Genomic DNA, 17,382 nt, shown 5'->3' on the forward strand with positions numbered 1-17,382 from the left:
TCGCTATTTTAAGACAGAATAAGTGACCTTCCGGTGCCCATGTTCGAAACGATACCTACATCGCGTCCTTTGACGCCTCTATTAGATCAAATAGACAGCCCTGCTGATCTGCGCGAGCTAAATAAGAAAGATCTCAGTACGCTGATTCGCGAACTGCGCGCCTACATGCTTTACAGTGTTGGGCAAACAGGTGGTCACTTTGGGGCTGGATTAGGCGTCATTGAATTAACAGTCGCGCTGCATTACGTATTCAATACACCAGAAGACCGTTTAGTGTGGGATGTCGGCCATCAAGCTTACCCTCATAAGATTCTAACTGGACGCCGCGATTCTCTGCTTACCATTCGCCAAGAGAACGGTATATCTGGCTTCCCAAAACGGGAAGAAAGCGAATTTGATACCTTTGGTGTCGGCCACTCCAGCACATCAATTGGTGCGGCATTGGGCATGGCTCTCGCTTCTCGCCAACTGAAAACAAACCGCAAAGCAGTCGCGATCATTGGCGATGGCGCCATGTCGGCGGGTATGGCTTTTGAAGCCATGAATCACGCTGGTGACGTTGAGGCAGACATGCTAGTCGTCCTTAACGATAATGAGATGTCCATTTCTAAACCTGCTGGCGCGCTATCAAGCTCCTTAGCTCGAATCTGGGCCAGCAAGACCTATGAGAACCTTCGTGAAGGGGGTCGTAAAGTTTTCTCAGGCATGCCATCCGCACTGGAATTGGCACGCAAAGCAGAAGAGCATATGAAAGGTATGGTTGCGCCAGGCACCATCTTTGAAGAGTTAGGTTTCAACTATATTGGTCCAATTGATGGTCATGATATTGAGCTACTCACCCAGACGCTTAGCAATCTTAAAGACCGAAAAGGTCCTCAGTTCCTACATGTCATTACCAAGAAAGGTAAAGGTTTTGAACCTGCTGAAGGGGATCCTATTGGCTATCACGCCATTAATAAAATTGAACCAGATCCTAAACCAGATACTGAAGAACCAAAAGTTAAATTGCCAAAATACAGCAATATCTTTGGTCGCTGGGTATGCGATGCAGCCGCTTTAGATGAAAAGTTAGTTGCCATCACGCCGGCAATGAAAGAAGGCTCAGATCTCATAGAATTTGCCGACAGTTACCCTGACCGTTATTTCGACGTCGCCATTGCTGAACAACATGCGGTAACACTTGCTGCGGGTATGGCCTGCGATGGTTTAAAACCGGTTGTTGCCATTTACTCAACCTTCTTGCAACGCGGCTACGACCAGCTCATTCATGATGTAGCACTGCAAAAGCTAGACGTATTATTTGCGATTGATCGCTCGGGTTTAGTCGGCGAAGACGGTCCAACCCATGCTGGCGCATACGATTTAAGTTATCTGCGCTGTATTCCTGGTATGGTAGTGATGGCACCGTCTGATGAAGACGAATGTCGAAAGTTGCTGCACACTGGCTACCAACACCAAGGCCCTGCTGCAGTGCGCTACCCTAGAGGCACAGGTCAAGGAGTTACAATAAGCAGCACTCTTGAGACAGTTAAAATTGGGCAGTCGCGAATACTCCATCAAGGTAATTCAGATATCGTAATTTGCGGTTTTGGTCGCCCTACATACGACGCTCTACTTGCTGCTAAAACGTTAAATGCCACACTGATCGACATGCGTTTTGTTAAGCCTATCGATGAAGAGGTTCTTTTAAGTTACCGTCATGCTAAGTTGTTTGTCACAGTAGAAGAAAATGCCATCATGGGCGGTGCAGGTTCTGCCGTATCTGAATTCTTGCAAAGCCATGACATCGCTTCATCGATACTGCAGCTAGGGTTACCGGACAGATATGAAGAACATGCAAGCCATAGTGCAATGCTTAAACGTATTGGCTTAGACCCAGAAGGAATCCTTTCTCAAATTCAAGCAAAACTAGAACGCCTGACTTATTAATATCTCAGGCGGTGATGCACACCGCCTGAACAATCTAGGAAAAATATCAACATAGTGTGAAAGCACTATTTCTCCATATTAGCTGCTAACTTATTGGCTACGATTAATTAAATTCAAAAACAAGGGCCAATAACCATGAAAACTATTTTGGTAATCGGCGCAACCGGTCAAATCGGGCAACGTGTTTGCCATACTCTCATAGAGAGAGGGCATTCTGTTCGAGCGATTGTACGAGACAGTCAACGCGCCAGCGAACTAGAACACCTTAATTTAGAAATTTATAAAGTCGATTTAGAAGACGATTTTTGTGATGCCTATGAAGGCGTACAAAAAGTTATCTTTGTCGCAGGATCAGGCAGTGCCACAGGTTTCGACAAAACCTTATTAGTCGACCTTTGGGCCGCTAAGCGAGCCATCGATTACGCTGAGGAAGAGCCTTCTGTCGAACACTTTATTCAATTAAGTTCGTTTGGTGCAGACGATCCAGATGAGATCAACTCAAGTATCAAACCTTATTTGATCGCAAAACACATCACAGATGAGTACCTAACCAAAGCCAGCCTACCTTATACTGTGCTGCGCCCGGGAAAACTCACCAACACGCCAGCAACAGGCGGATTTACTTGTGATCGACCAAGCATTGGTGAAGACACTAGTATATCGCGAGCGGATGTTGCCAATGCTATTTGCTACTGTGTTGAACATGATTCGACGAAGATCAAAGTAGTTGAATTATTTTCAGGTCACGAAACTATTGAACGAATATTAGGCTGATTTTCTAGAATTAGGGCTAGACTACACATTCAACAGTGACTCTAGCCCTATATCTCCCAAATTTAAGTATCTATTCTTTTAATAAATGCTTAACTAGCATTTCATTCCACCCTAATGTGCACTATATTTGCACGCTAACCACTACCATTTGCTCAAAGGCCCATAGGAAGGAGTCGACTTGCAAAGATTTGAGGATTTCAGCCTTAATAGTATAAAAAATCCTATATGGATCTATGACGTTCAAAATTTCCAAGTATATTGGGCCAATAATGCAGCCTTGAATCTGTGGGAAGCCAATGACTTAGATGAACTAATAAGTCGAGATTTTAAATCAGAAAGTTCCGATGCTGTTACTCAAACACTGCTTGGCTATTTAAACGACTTTGAGGCAGGAAGAATCATAGACTGTTGGTGGCGCATTTCTCCAAAAGGCATCGATAAACAAGTATTTATGCGGTTCAGCGGCGTAGAAATTGAAGGCAACCGTACAGCAATGCTCGCCGAGGGGATCCATTCAGACATTCTAAATCGTTATGTTGGCGAAGTCGGAAAGAGTGCTATTTTAGGCCTATTTAATAATGAAGGTCATTTACTAAGTTTCAACCCTCCATTCAAAGACCAATTTGGCCACGAAATACAGACATTCTCAGACCTATTTCCCGAAGAAATTGATCTTGAGTCCTTTGTTTTCTCAGGAGAATCTCTGTTCGAAAATGATTACTTATTGCCCACCAATAAAGGGAAGCGCTGGCATAGGTTAGAGCTTAGCAAAGACATTCATGCGAAAAGTGTCATTGCCACATTGAACGACATAAATGAACGAAAAATAAGCGAATTAAAATACGTCCACGCCTCTATTACAGACTCGTTAACAGATTTACTCAATCGCCGTGGTTTACAAAATAAGCTGAAGGATATTCATGGCCTACCCTACACCTTATTTTATATTGATCTTGATGGTTTTAAACCCATTAATGACAGCTATGGACACTCCGTTGGAGATTCCTTACTTGTAAAAGTCGCTGAGATCTTACAGAACTCTATGCATTCAAATTCTGTCTGCGCCCGCTTGGGAGGTGATGAATTTGTCTTAATCATTCCTGAAGATTTACCAAAAGAGCAACGTGAGACTATCGCTAATAAGTTAGTGCAAAAGCTATCTTCACCCATGCAACTGGATGATATACACCGTACCTTAATTTCAGCGAGCATCGGGGTTGCGCACAACAACGACAACATAACCAATGACCCCTTACAAGTATTAATCTATGCTGATGCAGCGCTTTATGTGGCAAAACGGAGCGGACGAAACCGATTCATAAGCTACATTCCGGGCATGGAAGAGCATCAACTCAAACGTAGCCTCATCATTAAAGAGCTAGAAAGCGCCATTGAAAACAACCAACTAAATCTTCACTATCAACCCATTTATAAAACCTCTACCACTGAAGTCGCTGGTGTTGAAGCATTGCTTAGATGGCAACACCCTTCGTTAGGCAACATCCCTCCACTTGAATTGATCTGCGCCGCTGAAGAAACAGGGCGAATCGCCGTTTTAGAAAATTGGGTGATTCGTCGTGCCTGTTTAGACCTACCAAACCTCAAGAAGCATCATAAAGACAGTTTTGCAGTTGGCATCAATATTTCCGGCGCACATCTGACGCAGCTAAATTTTTTGGATGATATCAAAGCTATTCTTGAAGAGACTAAAACAGAAGCGAGCGATATTGTTCTGGAGCTGACAGAAAGTGTACTTGTGAATTTCTTAGAAAAAGACCACAACATATTACTGGAACTTTGTGATTTAGGATTCGTTTTTGCTATTGATGACTTTGGTACTGGCTACTCATCCCTTGCCTATTTGAGCCAAATCCCTGCGAGCTTCGTTAAAATAGACAAAGCTTTTACTAATAATATCGAGAACGACCCTCACACCATTCGCTTCATTCGCGACCTTTGTCAAAACCTTAATATGGAATGCTTAATCGAAGGTGTGGAAACACAGGAGCAAGCATTCCAATTAGATGCGTTGGGGATTAGTTATCGACAAGGGTATTTTTACGCAAGACCCGCACCGTTAAGTCAATTAACTTAACTTTTTTCTAGCAGAAATCATCGAACTCAATATTCATTAATTGCGCTTTAGCACAAAATAAATAGATATCGAGTTCGATAGGGTCGACCGTTAAATTTCTTTTAACCTAGCAACTAACGCCGCCATTTCAGCATCCGTACCAATCGTAATACGTAAGAAATCTCCGATGCGAGGTTTGTTACCAAAGTAACGCACCAAAATACCCTGCTCTTTTAGACCTAAGTACAATGACTCCGCTTCACGTTCAGGATGCGTCACAAAGACAAAGTTCGTCGCTGATGGTAAAACTTGGAAGCCTAATGCCTCAAGCTCAATTGTCGTCCATTCGCGTGTTGCGACAGTCTTTTGACAAATTTCTTCCAGATAATCCGTATCTTCCACCGCTGCTGTCGCGCCGGCTAGTGCAATACGATCAACAGGATAAGAGTTGAAAGAGTTCTTTAAACGCTCTAAACCTTCAATTAACTCTGGCTGAGCAATGGCATACCCTACTCGTATACCCGCTAAGGCACGCGACTTCGACAAGGTTTGCACGACCATGAGATTCGGATACTGGCCAACTAACGTCACAGCACTTTGCGCACCAAAATCCACATACGCCTCATCAACAAGAACGACAATATCAGGATTCGACTGCAGTACTTTTTCAATGTCTGCTAACGGCAATGCTTTACCTGTCGGTGCATTTGGGTTGGTAATTACAATGCCTGAAACATCCAGATTTTCGTAGTCACTTGGCACCACATCAAAATCATCGTTCAGCGGCACGATATCTGGTGTAATGCCATATAAGTTCGCGTACACCTTATAAAAACTGTAGGTGATGTCTGCAAACGCTAACGGTTTACCACCTGCAAAGTAGCCCATGAACGCCAGCGCCAGCACTTCATCAGAGCCATTGCCGACAAACACATGATCCGCATCTACCGAATACGTCTTTGCCAACGCATTTTTCAGTGTTTGGCAATTTGGATCAGGGTACAAGCGTAACTTTTCACTCACCTGATCCTGCATCGCTGCCAACGCTTTAGGGGAAGGACCATACGGGCTTTCATTGGTATTTAGTTTAATGTATTGCTTATCTTGTGGCTGCTCGCCTGGCACATAAGGGTCCAGTGATGCAATTTTATCCGTCCAAAAGCGACTCATTTCAACGCTCCATTTTTTAAAAATTTAACCGTTAAGAAGTTTTTAAAACCATAAAATAAGGCCTCAAAAGAGGCCTTATACAAAATCAAACGTGTGCTACGTGAGACGCCTCAATTAGTCCTGAGGGCGCATATGAGGGAACAATAGCACATCACGAATTGATGGCGAATCGGTAAACAGCATCACCAACCGGTCGATGCCAATACCCTGACCAGCCGTTGGTGGGAGACCGTATTCCAATGCATTGATGTAATCAGCATCGTAATGCATCGCTTCATCATCACCCGCATCTTTTTCTTCCACCTGACGGCGGAAACGCTCTGCTTGATCTTCAGCATCGTTAAGCTCCGAGAAGCCATTAGCGATCTCACGCCCCCCTACGAAGAATTCAAAACGATCCGTAATAAACTCATCATGGTCATTACGACGTGCCAGCGGTGATACTTCTGCAGGGTATTCTGTAATAAACGTCGGCTGAATCAGCTTGCTTTCTGCCGTCTCTTCAAAGATCTCTGTCCACAACTTACCAAGACCCCAGATTGGCTTCACGTCAATATGCAATGCCTTCGCAACAGCGGTCGCTTTTTCAACCGTTGAAACGTCATCCGCCGTTAGCTCAGGATTGTAGTGCAAGATTGCTTCAAGCATGGTCATACGTGTGAATGGCGCACCGAAGTCAAACTCATATTCACCGTACTGAACAACCGTTTTACCTAGAACCGCTTCAGATACTGTACGCAGCATCTCTTCCGTCAGATCCATAAGATCTTTGTAATCCGCATAAGCTTGGTAGAATTCGATCATAGTGAATTCTGGGTTATGACGTGTCGACACGCCCTCATTACGGAAATTACGATTAATCTCGAAAACGCGCTCAAAACCACCAACCACTAAACGCTTCAAATAAAGCTCTGGTGCGATACGTAGGAACATGTCCATATCCATCGCATTGTGGTGGGTTACAAACGGACGTGCCGATGCACCACCAGGAATGGTTTGCAGCATAGGTGTTTCCACTTCCATGAAACGACGATCTTCTAAGAAGCGACGAATAGTAGAAATGATTTTCGAGCGTACTTGAAACGTATTGCGAGACTCTTCGTTTACAATCAAATCTACGTAACGCTGGCGGTAACGCATTTCCATATCAGCCAAGCCATGGTGCTTATCAGGCAATGGACGTAACGATTTTGTCAGCAGCTCAACAGACTGCATGTCAACGTAAAGGTCGCCTTTACCGGATTTATGCACTGGACCAGTTACGCCAATGATGTCACCCAAATCCCAGCTTTTGATGTCTTTCAAAAGCTCTGGATCAAGCGCTTTACGGTTTACATAAGCTTGAATTTGACCACTCATATCTTGCAGCAGCATAAATGCGCCACGGTTACGAACGATACGACCCGCAATGCTCACCACGTGGTTCTTTTCTTCTAACTCTGGCTTTTCTAGCTCAGCGAACTCAGCCTGTAGGTCAGCAGCGTAAGCATCACGGCGAAAGGTATTTGGAAAAGCATTACGCTCTTCACGAATGGCAGCCAACTTAGCGCGACGCTCGGCAACTAAACGGTTATCTTCAGAATTTACGCTGGTCTCGTTTTGAGTTTCGTTAGACATGATCTTGTAAGGTACTCTTGTCAAAAGGTTTTAGTGCACTAAAGGCCTTGTTTAAGGCTCGCCACAATAAATTGATCTAAATTGCCATCAAGTACGGCACCAGTGTTGGAGCTTTCCACACCGGTACGCAAATCTTTGATACGAGAGGCATCCAATACATAAGAACGGATTTGGCTTCCCCAACCGATATCAGACTTAGTGTCTTCTAGCGCTTGAGCGGCTTCCGTACGCTTTTGCATTTCCATTTCGTATAATTTCGCACGCAACTGTTTCATAGCGAAGTCACGGTTAGCATGTTGCGAGCGTTGGTTTTGACACTGAACCACAATACCAGACGGTTCGTGTGTGATACGTACCGCGGAATCGGTCGTGTTCACGTGCTGTCCACCAGCACCTGACGAGCGGTAGGTATCAATGCGCAAGTCTGATGGATTAATATCGATATCAACGTTGTCATCAATCTCCGGAGAAACAAACACCGATGCAAAAGACGTATGACGACGATTGCCTGAGTCAAAAGGCGATTTACGCACTAGACGATGAACGCCCGTTTCAGTCCGTAACCAACCGAATGCATAGTCACCTTCGAAACGTACCGTCGCTGATTTGATGCCTGCAACTTCACCTGCGGAGACTTCAAGCAGTTCCACTTTAAAGCCTTTATCTTCACCCCATCGCAAATACATGCGCAGCAATATATTGGCCCAATCTTGTGCTTCAGTACCGCCCGAACCAGACTGAATGTCTAAAAATGCACTGTTCGGATCCATTTCACCGGAGAACATACGTCGAAATTCTAGCGCCGCCAATTGCGTCTCAAGCTCTTCAAGCTCAAGTTGAACGGCGTCAACTGAGTCTTGATCGTCTTCTTCAACGGCCATATCCAATAATACCGAGGCGTCTTCAACGCCCGTTTCCATATTATCGATAGTGGATACCACACCCTCAAGTGTTGAGCGTTCTCTACCTAGCTTTTGAGCGTAATCTGGGTCGTTCCAAACGTCTGGATCTTCCAGTTCACGGTTCACTTCTTCTAGTCGTTCTTTCTTTGACTCGTAGTCAAAGATACCCCCGAAGTACCTGAGTTCGTTCGGAAAGGTCTTTTATCTTTGAAACAATCGGATTAATTTCCATTTTTTCGTCAATTTACTATAAATTTAGGGTGGATTTAGCGAATCATCAATTGTAACGAATTTACCAGCGGCATAAAATGTTATTCGTTGCGAAAATAATGGAAATTCAACTCACTTAACACTTATCTAGCTGTCGGAGATACTATGGAAAAGCCAACTGTTGCTGTCGACATTCTGGGCAAGCCTTTCAATATCAACTGCCCGAAAGGTCATGAGGCAGAATTAAAAGAAGCCGCAGAATATCTGAACGCCCAAATGCGTGAGCTTCGCGCAAGTGGCAAGGCGGTCGGTCTTGAAAAAATTGCTATTATTACCGCTTTAAACATTACTTATGATTTGCTATCGAGCCGTCGTTACGCTCGCTCTAATGAGCAGCAACTTCGCGAGCTAACATCACAGCTGGATTCGGCTCTGGGCCAACAGACTAAAGTTAGCTAATAGTTTTCATCATAGGTTTTACAGCGTTTAGCAAGCGTTTTGTTCACGAAAATTCTTCAAGTAACACCCCACCTCACAAGATTATTAGGGTGATTTTTCATATCGTCTCCCCTATACTGGCGGTGTTTCCTGGGTTGTTCGGAACGGCTTAACGCCCTTGAGCCTATGAGTATACCCCCGGAAAGATGCTGTAAGTTCGGTGAGCATGTCCGTGCGTCGGAAAGCCTAAAGAGCTTCAGCTATTTCCACCTTGAACCACTGGGTTCAAGGCCAATAGTCGAAACGGCAACTTGGGAAACTCTTTTTTATGTCTTTAGATCGTCAAACGCTTCGTAAATCTCTTCGCCTGCTACGCAAACAACTCTCCGACACAGAGCAACAACATGCTGCAGATGCTTTACAAAAAGAATTTTTACAAGCCTTAGCCCCCTCTCTACCGACATCGGCCAATGTTGCCCTGTATCTCACCAACGATGGTGAAGTCTCACCTAGCAGCATCTGTGACTGGTGCTGGAACAACCAAATAAACGTCTATCTTCCTGTTCTAGATGGCAAGGCACTCCTGTTTGCACGTTATGACGAACACAGTCAATGGCAAACAAACAGCTTTGGCATTCTTGAGCCTGTCGACCTTACACCGGCTACCGGTGCGGAGATGGACATTGTGCTGATGCCACTAGTAGGCTTCGATGCACAAGGTGGGCGCTTAGGTATGGGTGGCGGCTTTTATGATCGCACCTTCGAAAACAAGGCTGAGCGGACCCATTTAATTGGTTTGGCACATGATTGCCAAGAAGTCGAACAACTACCAATTGAGTCTTGGGATGTATCGCTAAGTGGTATTTTAACGCCTAGCCGCTATATTACCTGCTCGAACTAATCAGAGAGTATCTTTCTTTTTTATGAAAGACAGGACTAGTCCAACGTGATCCGTAAGCTGACTAGCCCTGACTCGATTTTTTCTATTTGCATGCTCTCAATGATTACGCGCTGCTCACGCAGCGCTTCGAACCATGCTGACACAACCGTAAATGGCACGCGCGACGACCACACCTGAATGCGCCCATCTCTTTCCACCTGAATACGATCTGCCACAAAACCCACTTGGTTTGCTGTTTGTGTTAAGACATTACGTAACGCATTCGTGTCCCGATCTTCTAATACCTGCTCAGGTCGAGCTTGAGCCAGCACATCGGCACCCATTACAAGACGCTGGTATTGGTTTTGAGCATTGGACAATCGAGTGATTGCTTGCTGGTGTGCCACTTGAGAAGGCTCAATGGTCGTATAAAAAACCATCACTAATACAAATACAGATACCAAAACAAGAATAAGAAGGCGCTCTCGTGCGCTTCTAGCTTGAAAAGAAATCATCATGCGTTGCAGTACAGTACTCTGCTGCAACTGTTGAACAAACCAGCTTTTCATCTCGTCACCCCTTGTACTCGGTACACACCCAAGTATTGCTCACCTTGCCGCGCCCATTGAACCAATTCGATCGAGACATTCTGCTGCACTAGAAAGGTTTGTATACGCTCTAATTCAGTTCGCGACGCAGCCAACCATTCAAAACGATATACTTGCTGACGCAATGTCACCTGCTGTAAACCGGACTCAATATTTAACGTCTTTTGTAAATCACCAAGCTTGCCAAGCAGTTCGTAGGCAGACCAGTGCGTTGACTGGTCTTGTTGCTGCGAGGCTTGTTGTAAGCGTGCGTCCAACTGTCGAGACAAATTCACAACACGCCCAGCGCTCGGCACCAGACTTAAAAACAGTTCATTAGAAGCTTGTTCAACCTCCAACGCTTGCGAATTTATTTCTTGCGTAGCGAGCTCACTATTCAACCATTGCGCCGCCAAAGCGACCACGACCAACCCAGCCGCCCATTGCCAACGGGGAGCCGTTATCTTCACGCCCTCAGTGATTTCTTTTATTTCACCTATACGCCACCGTTTCCATTGCGTTTCCTGAGCCAACGCCTCATTTAGACTGTCTAAATCATAGACTTGGCTAATCGTCGTTGGGGGATGAGTCGCCGACAGCTCTTCAGGTAGCCAGCACAGTTGATCCTGACTGACTTCAAAACGCTCGCCCAATACTTCCGCAGCGCCATTTTGAGTTTGATGTGAGACTACGAACTGCAGTGGTAGTATGACGCCTGTAGTGCGACTAATACTTTGTAGATCTGCTTGCCAATCCGCCAATAGCGATTTATCCATCGTCATTGCCCAGATCTGATTGGGGCTGTCAGGAACCCAAAAAAACGCCAATGACTCAATCGGTTGCGCTAAATAAGGCTCCATTAAATATGGCAGCACTTTGTCCATATGGCGACGCTGATGTTTGGTCACGGCCAGCTTACGAACATGAAAACGATGATGTGGAGGAAAGAAAAAAACACGTAAATCACTGTGTTTAGACGCCATTTCTTGATACAATGCCGCCATCTCAGTATTAGATTCAACCATACCTTGCTGTATCATTTTTTGGTCATCAAAACACCACCAGTCATACACCCAGTGGCCATGTCCTAAATGCGTTTCGCGTAGCTGAATCATCAATCTTTGCACAGCATCTCTCAATCGTTTGGTAATCGTATTTGTTCGTTTACTAAAGCTTTCGATAATACGTCAAAGGCAATAAAGGAGCGAGATAAAGGCACCACGATACCCGTTTCTTCATCCTGCCTAAGTACTGTTCTTAGATAACGCTGGTGTGCCCCATCCTTTAACGTAATCAACACTTCAAATGTGCTACTTTGTACGCACCAATCCTGCGTTTGTAATGCTTGATCAGCTAATATTGGCCAGTTGGTTAACTCTTCAACCGAACTAAAACCCGCCGAGGCAATACGGGCCTCTAATGCCTGCCGTTTTCGCTCTGTCAATTCGGGGAAATAAGCACGTAATAACGGCGGTGTTAATCGGTTGATATTGATCGCACTATCTTGAGGTAGCACACACACATAAGGCATCAACCTAAGCCAGGTTTGCTCGGGTACCGGTAGTAACCGTAACTCTGAAACATCAGCCAAGAGCGAATCCGCCGTTCGATAGGCGGGTTGCAACCCTGCATAGTATTCATCCTCATGACTAGAGGCTGCACTCAACACTTGATCGTTATCAACCCAATCTTTAACCAAATACACCCACTCATCAGAAAGAGATAACTCAGATGACAGGCGCAGTAACCGATCTTGAACAGCTTTGGTACGATTGGCGTCAGCCAGATCATTCAGATTAATACAGGCTTGCCGATCTATCATGTCCACTTGTATAGGCACTTCTTGCAGCACAAACTCGCGCGACGCTAAATGCCACGGGCGACTTGTATCCGGTGATGCCAGTCGGTCCGATACATGCAACTGTTGGGCAAGCCACGCTGACGACCACGCCTCTCCAGCTAATAATCGATGACGTACTGTTATGTCCGATTGGACTCTCGATACCACCGCAACACTCTGCTCGACATAATTTAATACCTGAATAGACAAGGTCGCTACAACAGCAAACACCATTAAAGCGACCAGCACTACAACGCCATTTTGAGAGGATTTCATTGCTCCTCCTTTCGCTGCATTGATACGCCACGGGGCAACTCAAATAAGCGCGTTATACCCCCAAATCTAGGCGTATCTAAGGTTATACGGAGCGCTATGGCTATAGACGAACGCTCTTGTCCTAGCAGTGAAGAGTTGATTGGCCATTGCTCATACCACCCCTCTGTCGTAAGCACCTGAACTGAAAAACGAGTCGCTGGTGTTAACTCTTGTATTTGAGGCGTGGAGCTCTCTACTTGATCTAATACTGGCCAGACAACTCGCTGCAGTCCATTATTGACGACTTGATACGCGATCCGCTGTAGCTGTGACTGCGTCTTATCAAGCGCATTCGAGCGCCCCAAATGAGTAAAGCTTAGTGCTTGATCGGCGACCATCAAACTTGGTAGAGTCTCGCCCAATTCGTTTCGTACTGGTTTGCCAATATATTGTGTGACGTCTCTCTCCAGCCAGTTCATCGCTCGGCTGAGTTGATTTAGTTCCTTCGTATGATCTGCAGTGGTGTCAGACATCCGCACAGACGTTCCGAGCATTTGATAACCAACCCCCCCCATCACTGCGGTTATGAACACCACCACCAGTAGCTCTATCAGGGTAAAACCACGCTTATTGGGCCTCATAAAATTGATGCCTCGCGCGGTAGAAAAGACTCTAAACGATACAGTGGTTGATCCACATCCGATGGATAAAAGACTGAAACCTCGATCGTTTGCAGAAACTCAGTCTGCTCGATTTTCAACACCCGAGTACGAAAACGTAACGTTCCTTGCTCAGTCCATACGTCGCCTAGCTCTAAGGGTTGCCCTAATCGAACAGCCAAACGCAACTCAGTCGCCCGGTCTTCAGCAACCCAAGCGGCCAGTATTTTCTCGGTTAAATAGTCACTTTGCTTCGTCCCAGTAACACTGGTCTGCATTAACACCACACCCACAGACGCCAAAATAACCAGCGCAACCAGCACTTCGATCAAAGTAAACCCAGTAACTTTACTCCACCGAAAGAACATTTAAGCCATCCCCAACGACTGTCACTTGATGGTCACCTTCTACGACGCGCCAACGAAAGGGCAAATACTCCCCCGACTCTAAAACGAACAAGGCCATTGGCACCGACATATTGACTGTCTGCTGTGCACTACTTAAACGGTTTTTGTTAAATGACAGCTCATAGTCCAACTCATTATTAAACGTATACACCACCTCAGCGGGTCGCCATGTTCCTGTAACGTTTTGCCATAATACAAGCTGCTCCTGATCCACCTGTAAAAAGGAGGTTTGCCGAGACATCCATTGCTGATCAAAGACACGCTGTAAGGTTTTTTGCAACGAATGGGCTTCGCTATTAGCACGACTGTTTGCCGCAATCCTAACTAAATTAGGCGCTACCAAACTGGTCATCACCGTTAAAATCACCAGCACTACCAGTAATTCCAATAAAGTAAAACCTTGCCGCCCACTTTTAAGTGTCACTACAGATCTCGGCTACTGATATCTGACGCATCCGCCTCGCCACCATCGCGGCCATCCGCCCCCAACGTTACAAGCTCGTATTCACCTTGAGCACTGGGACTAATGTAAAGAAAGTCAAAACCCCAAGGGTCTTGAGGCACACTTGATAAATACCCTCCTTGTTTCCAATTACGCGCCTCTGGGTACCCCGTGGGGCGATTAACTAACGCCTGTAACCCTTGTGCTGTAGATGGATATTGACCGTTATCAAGCTTGTATAAATCCAGCGCCGAGACGATATTACGTAATTGAGTTTTAGCAACCGCCACCTTAGCATCATCCGAACGCCCCAAAATATTTGGGGCGACCAACGCCACCAGCAAGCTTAAAATTGCCGCAACGACCATTAATTCAAGCAGCGTAAAACCAGCCTGTCGCTTTGCAATTAAAGAGCGTTTACGATGCTTCGAAACCATTTTCATGGATGCCTTCCTTTGTTCTTTGTCTGTATTTGAAACTGCATTAGTTCAACAACTGATTCATATTCATAATAGGTAGCAAGATGGCCATCACAATCAACATGACGGCCGCCCCCATAATCAACAACATGAGAGGTTCAAACAGTGTCATAAAGTTATTCATCTGATATTGGCTTTGTTCGGACTGTTGCTTAGCCGCTTTATCCAACATCCCCGCCAGCTCACCACTGCGCTCGCCACTGTCAATCAGTTGCATCATCATAGGCGGCACTAACTGCGTCTCTTTAAGCGCTTTTGTTAACGACACACCTTCTTTTACTTGTACCTGAGCACGACCCAATAAGCATTGCACAGAGTGATTTAAGACAACCCGATTAGCGATCTCCATCGCATACACTAATGGCACCCCACTTCTAAACAGCATAGCCAGCGTCGACACATAGCGCGTCATAGAACTCACACGAATCATCCGGCCAATAACAGGCAAATTAAATAACATGACATCACGACGAAGCCTAAAACGCTCATGACGTAACAACAGCCGATAACTGACCAAAATGATAACAAGCCCTACAAGAAGACTGTCGCCCCATGTAACGACCCAGTTACTTAGAGACATCATACTGATAGTCAAGGTCGGCAAATCAGCTTTTTGGCGCTCAAATACGGCGACAATATCCGGCATCACCGAGCCTAACAAAAAACCGACGATCGCAATGGCCACTAGCGTTAATAAAGCAGGATACAAAAGTGCCGATTTTAGTTTTTGCTGATTGCTCTGTTCGCGTTCTGAATGCTCGGATAATTCCAGCAAAACCGTAGCGAGCTTGCCTGATTCTTCACCTGCTTGAACACTGGCACGAAACAACATTGGAAACGCTTTAGGATACGTATCTAAGGCTTGCGCTAATGAAAAACCTTCCAGTACGCGTGCCCGAATGGCTAACAACATGGAGCGAATATGACGCTGCTGGCTTTGGGCGGCCGCGCCTGAAATGGCTTCTTCTATCGGCAGCCCTGCATCGATTAATGTTGCTAACTGGCGAACTAGCAACGCACGCTCTCGAACAGACAAACGGCGTTGAAATACGAGTCGAGCACTTGGCTTGGCATTATGAAGCTCAAGTGGTAGCAACCCTAAGTCACGCAGCTTTTGCCGAGCGTGACGTTCATTATCCGCTTCCAAAACACCTTTCTGCTTGGCGCCTGATGGCGCTAACGCACGATATTCAAACACCGCCATGACTAATGCCCATCGCTGCTTGTTGCATCTGGATTTAAGATATCCAAGCTATGCTCTGATGTCACACGAAGCACTTCCTCTAAAGAGGTTAACCCTTGACATACTTTATCTAAACCGTCTTGTCGTAAGCTTGGGCGAGACTTTCGAATTAACGCCTCAAGCTCATACTCTCCAACACCATTGTGAATCAATTGCTGGAGCTCCTGACCGACTGGCACGACCTCGTATACCCCAAGACGTCCGCGGTAACCTTGATGACACTGGTCACATCCTTGAATGTTCGCTGCATAAAGGGCCGAAGGCGATGCATGATAATTAAAATGAGCCAGATTGGCCTCATCCAACGAGACCGGTATTTTGCATGCGTCGCATAAGCGACGTACCAGACGTTGTGCCACAACGCCTACCACACTTGAGGACAACAGAAAGCTTTCAACGCCCATATCTTGTAAACGTGTAATCGCAGCAATCGCACTATTGGTGTGCAAAGTAGACAACACTAAATGACCCGTTAAAGACGCTTGAACGGCAATGTCCGCTGTTTCGCGGTCACGTATTTCGCCGACCATCACCACATCTGGATCCTGACGTAAAATCGCCCTCAACCCTCTAGCAAAGGTCATATCTGCTCTAAGATTTACTTGAGTCTGCGCCACCCCTTCTACGTGATACTCAATGGGATCTTCAATAGTCATAATATTATGATGACCATTGTTTAAGTGATTCAATGCAGAGTAAAGCGTGGTCGTTTTACCGGAACCAGTGGGTCCAGTGACTAGCACAATGCCGTTTGGACGAGTGATTAATTGTTCAAGGCATGCTTGATCCGCTGACGACATACCCAAATGTTCTAAGCCCATTTGCCCAACACGTTTGCTCAGGAGCCGCATCACCACTCGCTCACCGTAGGCAGAGGGCAACGTCGATACTCGTACATCTGTATCTTGCCCTGAAATTCTTAATAAAATTCGACCATCTTGAGGCACGCGTTTCTCGGCAATGTCCAACTTCGCCATCACTTTAATTCGCGATATCAGCATGGGGGCTAAGGCACGTTTCGGGGAGATAATATCTTGTAACATGCCATCAATACGGAAACGCACTTTCAGCAACTTTTCATAGGTTTCTATATGAATATCCGAGGCACCGTCTTTCAACGCTTCGCTTAGGATCGCATTGATTAACCGAATAACCGGAGCATCCCCTTCTCGCTCAAGCAAATCTTCACTTTCTGGAATCGATTCAACCATGCTCTCTAAGTCATAGTGATCATCAAAAGCGCTTACATTGGCTAACGTTTGCTGGCCTTCGTGCTGGTAATACTGCACCACAAGGCGCTCAAAGTCTGGGCCTTCTAAGAGGGTAAGATTGGGCGCTAACGGGCTCAAGCGAAGTGCTTCGTTAATCGCCGCAAGGGCAGTGGTTGCTTTATAAGCCAGAGTCAAACCGCTTCGTGATTCAAAAAGCAGCACACCGTGTTCTTTTACAAAAGCGTAATTGAGCGTAAGCAAAGTT

General features: G+C 45.7%; 17 protein-coding genes and 1 other RNA gene. 6 read left to right on the plus strand and 12 right to left on the minus strand.

The annotated features are described in order from the left end of the window. The first annotated feature begins 39 nt into the window (after positions 1–39). The 3 genes from dxs to AYW76_RS04330 all read left to right on the plus strand — a co-directional run bounded on the left by dxs (position 40) and on the right by AYW76_RS04330 (position 4,798). Positions 40–1,929, plus strand: a complete 1,890-nt coding sequence (dxs, locus tag AYW76_RS04320; RefSeq protein ID WP_067031705.1) for a 1-deoxy-D-xylulose-5-phosphate synthase — start codon at positions 40–42, stop codon at positions 1,927–1,929. A gap of 135 nt (positions 1,930–2,064) precedes the next feature. After that, a complete protein-coding gene (locus tag AYW76_RS04325; protein WP_067031708.1) occupies positions 2,065–2,703 on the plus strand; it encodes an SDR family oxidoreductase in 639 nt (212 codons plus the stop codon). 178 nt (positions 2,704–2,881) lie between these two features. Further along, complete coding sequence (locus AYW76_RS04330) at positions 2,882–4,798, plus strand: putative bifunctional diguanylate cyclase/phosphodiesterase (protein ID WP_067216275.1); 1,917 nt, start codon at positions 2,882–2,884, stop codon at positions 4,796–4,798. A gap of 90 nt (positions 4,799–4,888) precedes the next feature. Here AYW76_RS04330 and hisC read toward each other — a convergent pair whose 3' ends face one another. The 3 genes from hisC to prfB all read right to left on the minus strand — a co-directional run bounded on the left by hisC (position 4,889) and on the right by prfB (position 8,698). Further along, positions 4,889–5,947, minus strand: coding sequence for a histidinol-phosphate transaminase (gene hisC / locus AYW76_RS04335; RefSeq protein ID WP_067216277.1), 1,059 nt, complete (start codon positions 5,945–5,947; stop codon positions 4,889–4,891). 114 nt (positions 5,948–6,061) lie between these two features. Beyond that, complete coding sequence (lysS, locus tag AYW76_RS04340) at positions 6,062–7,564, minus strand: lysine--tRNA ligase (RefSeq protein ID WP_067031718.1); 1,503 nt, start codon at positions 7,562–7,564, stop codon at positions 6,062–6,064. A gap of 38 nt (positions 7,565–7,602) precedes the next feature. Beyond that, positions 7,603–8,698 (minus strand): peptide chain release factor 2 gene (gene prfB, locus AYW76_RS04345; protein ID WP_139084476.1). Its coding sequence is split into 2 segments (ribosomal slippage): positions 7,603–8,625 and positions 8,627–8,698, totalling 1,095 coding nucleotides; the frame shifts between segments, so codons are not numbered across the junction. A 143-nt stretch (positions 8,699–8,841) separates the two neighbouring features. Here prfB and AYW76_RS04350 point away from each other — a divergent pair. From AYW76_RS04350 to AYW76_RS04360, 3 genes are all read left to right on the plus strand, one after another. After that, positions 8,842–9,135, plus strand: a complete 294-nt coding sequence (locus AYW76_RS04350) for a cell division protein ZapA (protein WP_067216280.1) — start codon at positions 8,842–8,844, stop codon at positions 9,133–9,135. A gap of 123 nt (positions 9,136–9,258) precedes the next feature. Beyond that, positions 9,259–9,436: non-coding RNA, 6S RNA (gene ssrS, locus AYW76_RS04355), on the plus strand. Between the two features lie 6 nt (positions 9,437–9,442). Further along, positions 9,443–10,015: a 5-formyltetrahydrofolate cyclo-ligase gene (locus AYW76_RS04360; protein WP_067216897.1), complete on the plus strand. Its 573-nt coding sequence runs from the start codon at positions 9,443–9,445 to the stop codon at positions 10,013–10,015. Positions 10,016–10,050: 35 nt separating this feature from the next. Here the strand turns inward: AYW76_RS04360 and gspM are convergent, their stop codons facing one another. From gspM to gspE, 9 genes are read right to left on the minus strand one after another with little or no spacing between them, the layout of a single operon-like run. After that, on the minus strand, positions 10,051–10,563 hold the full coding sequence (gene gspM / locus AYW76_RS04365) for a type II secretion system protein GspM (RefSeq protein WP_067216283.1): 513 nt from the start codon (positions 10,561–10,563) through the stop codon (positions 10,051–10,053). After that, positions 10,560–11,708 carry a type II secretion system protein GspL gene (gspL, locus tag AYW76_RS04370; protein WP_156489022.1) on the minus strand — a complete coding sequence of 383 codons (1,149 nt, stop codon included), beginning with the start codon at positions 11,706–11,708 and terminating at the stop codon, positions 10,560–10,562. Before gspL ends, gspM begins: the two co-directional genes overlap by 4 nt. Positions 11,709–11,716: 8 nt before the next feature. After that, positions 11,717–12,697: a type II secretion system minor pseudopilin GspK gene (gene gspK, locus AYW76_RS04375; RefSeq protein ID WP_067216289.1), complete on the minus strand. Its 981-nt coding sequence runs from the start codon at positions 12,695–12,697 to the stop codon at positions 11,717–11,719. Beyond that, positions 12,694–13,317 carry a type II secretion system minor pseudopilin GspJ gene (gspJ, locus tag AYW76_RS04380; RefSeq protein ID WP_067216292.1) on the minus strand — a complete coding sequence of 208 codons (624 nt, stop codon included), beginning with the start codon at positions 13,315–13,317 and terminating at the stop codon, positions 12,694–12,696. The genes gspK and gspJ overlap by 4 nt, the downstream gene beginning before the upstream one ends. Further along, entirely contained in the window at positions 13,314–13,703 is a 390-nt protein-coding gene (gene gspI / locus AYW76_RS04385) for a type II secretion system minor pseudopilin GspI (RefSeq protein ID WP_067216296.1), read from the minus strand. The genes gspJ and gspI overlap by 4 nt, the downstream gene beginning before the upstream one ends. Next, complete coding sequence (locus tag AYW76_RS04390; protein WP_067216299.1) at positions 13,684–14,166, minus strand: prepilin-type N-terminal cleavage/methylation domain-containing protein; 483 nt, start codon at positions 14,164–14,166, stop codon at positions 13,684–13,686. The genes gspI and AYW76_RS04390 overlap by 20 nt, the downstream gene beginning before the upstream one ends. Next, positions 14,166–14,627, minus strand: a complete 462-nt coding sequence (gspG, locus tag AYW76_RS04395) for a type II secretion system major pseudopilin GspG (RefSeq protein WP_269448092.1) — start codon at positions 14,625–14,627, stop codon at positions 14,166–14,168. The genes AYW76_RS04390 and gspG overlap by 1 nt, the downstream gene beginning before the upstream one ends. A 40-nt stretch (positions 14,628–14,667) precedes the next feature. After that, on the minus strand, positions 14,668–15,867 hold the full coding sequence (gene gspF, locus AYW76_RS04400) for a type II secretion system inner membrane protein GspF (RefSeq protein ID WP_067216302.1): 1,200 nt from the start codon (positions 15,865–15,867) through the stop codon (positions 14,668–14,670). Positions 15,868–15,869: 2 nt separating this feature from the next. Beyond that, positions 15,870–17,378 (minus strand): type II secretion system ATPase GspE, encoded by a 1,509-nt coding sequence (gspE, locus tag AYW76_RS04405; RefSeq protein WP_067216304.1) that lies wholly within the window; start codon positions 17,376–17,378, stop codon positions 15,870–15,872. Positions 17,379–17,382 lie beyond the last annotated feature (4 nt).

It is taken from the genome of Marinomonas gallaica, assembly GCF_001639745.1.
GTDB classification, from domain to species: Bacteria; Pseudomonadota; Gammaproteobacteria; order Pseudomonadales; family Marinomonadaceae; genus Marinomonas; species Marinomonas gallaica.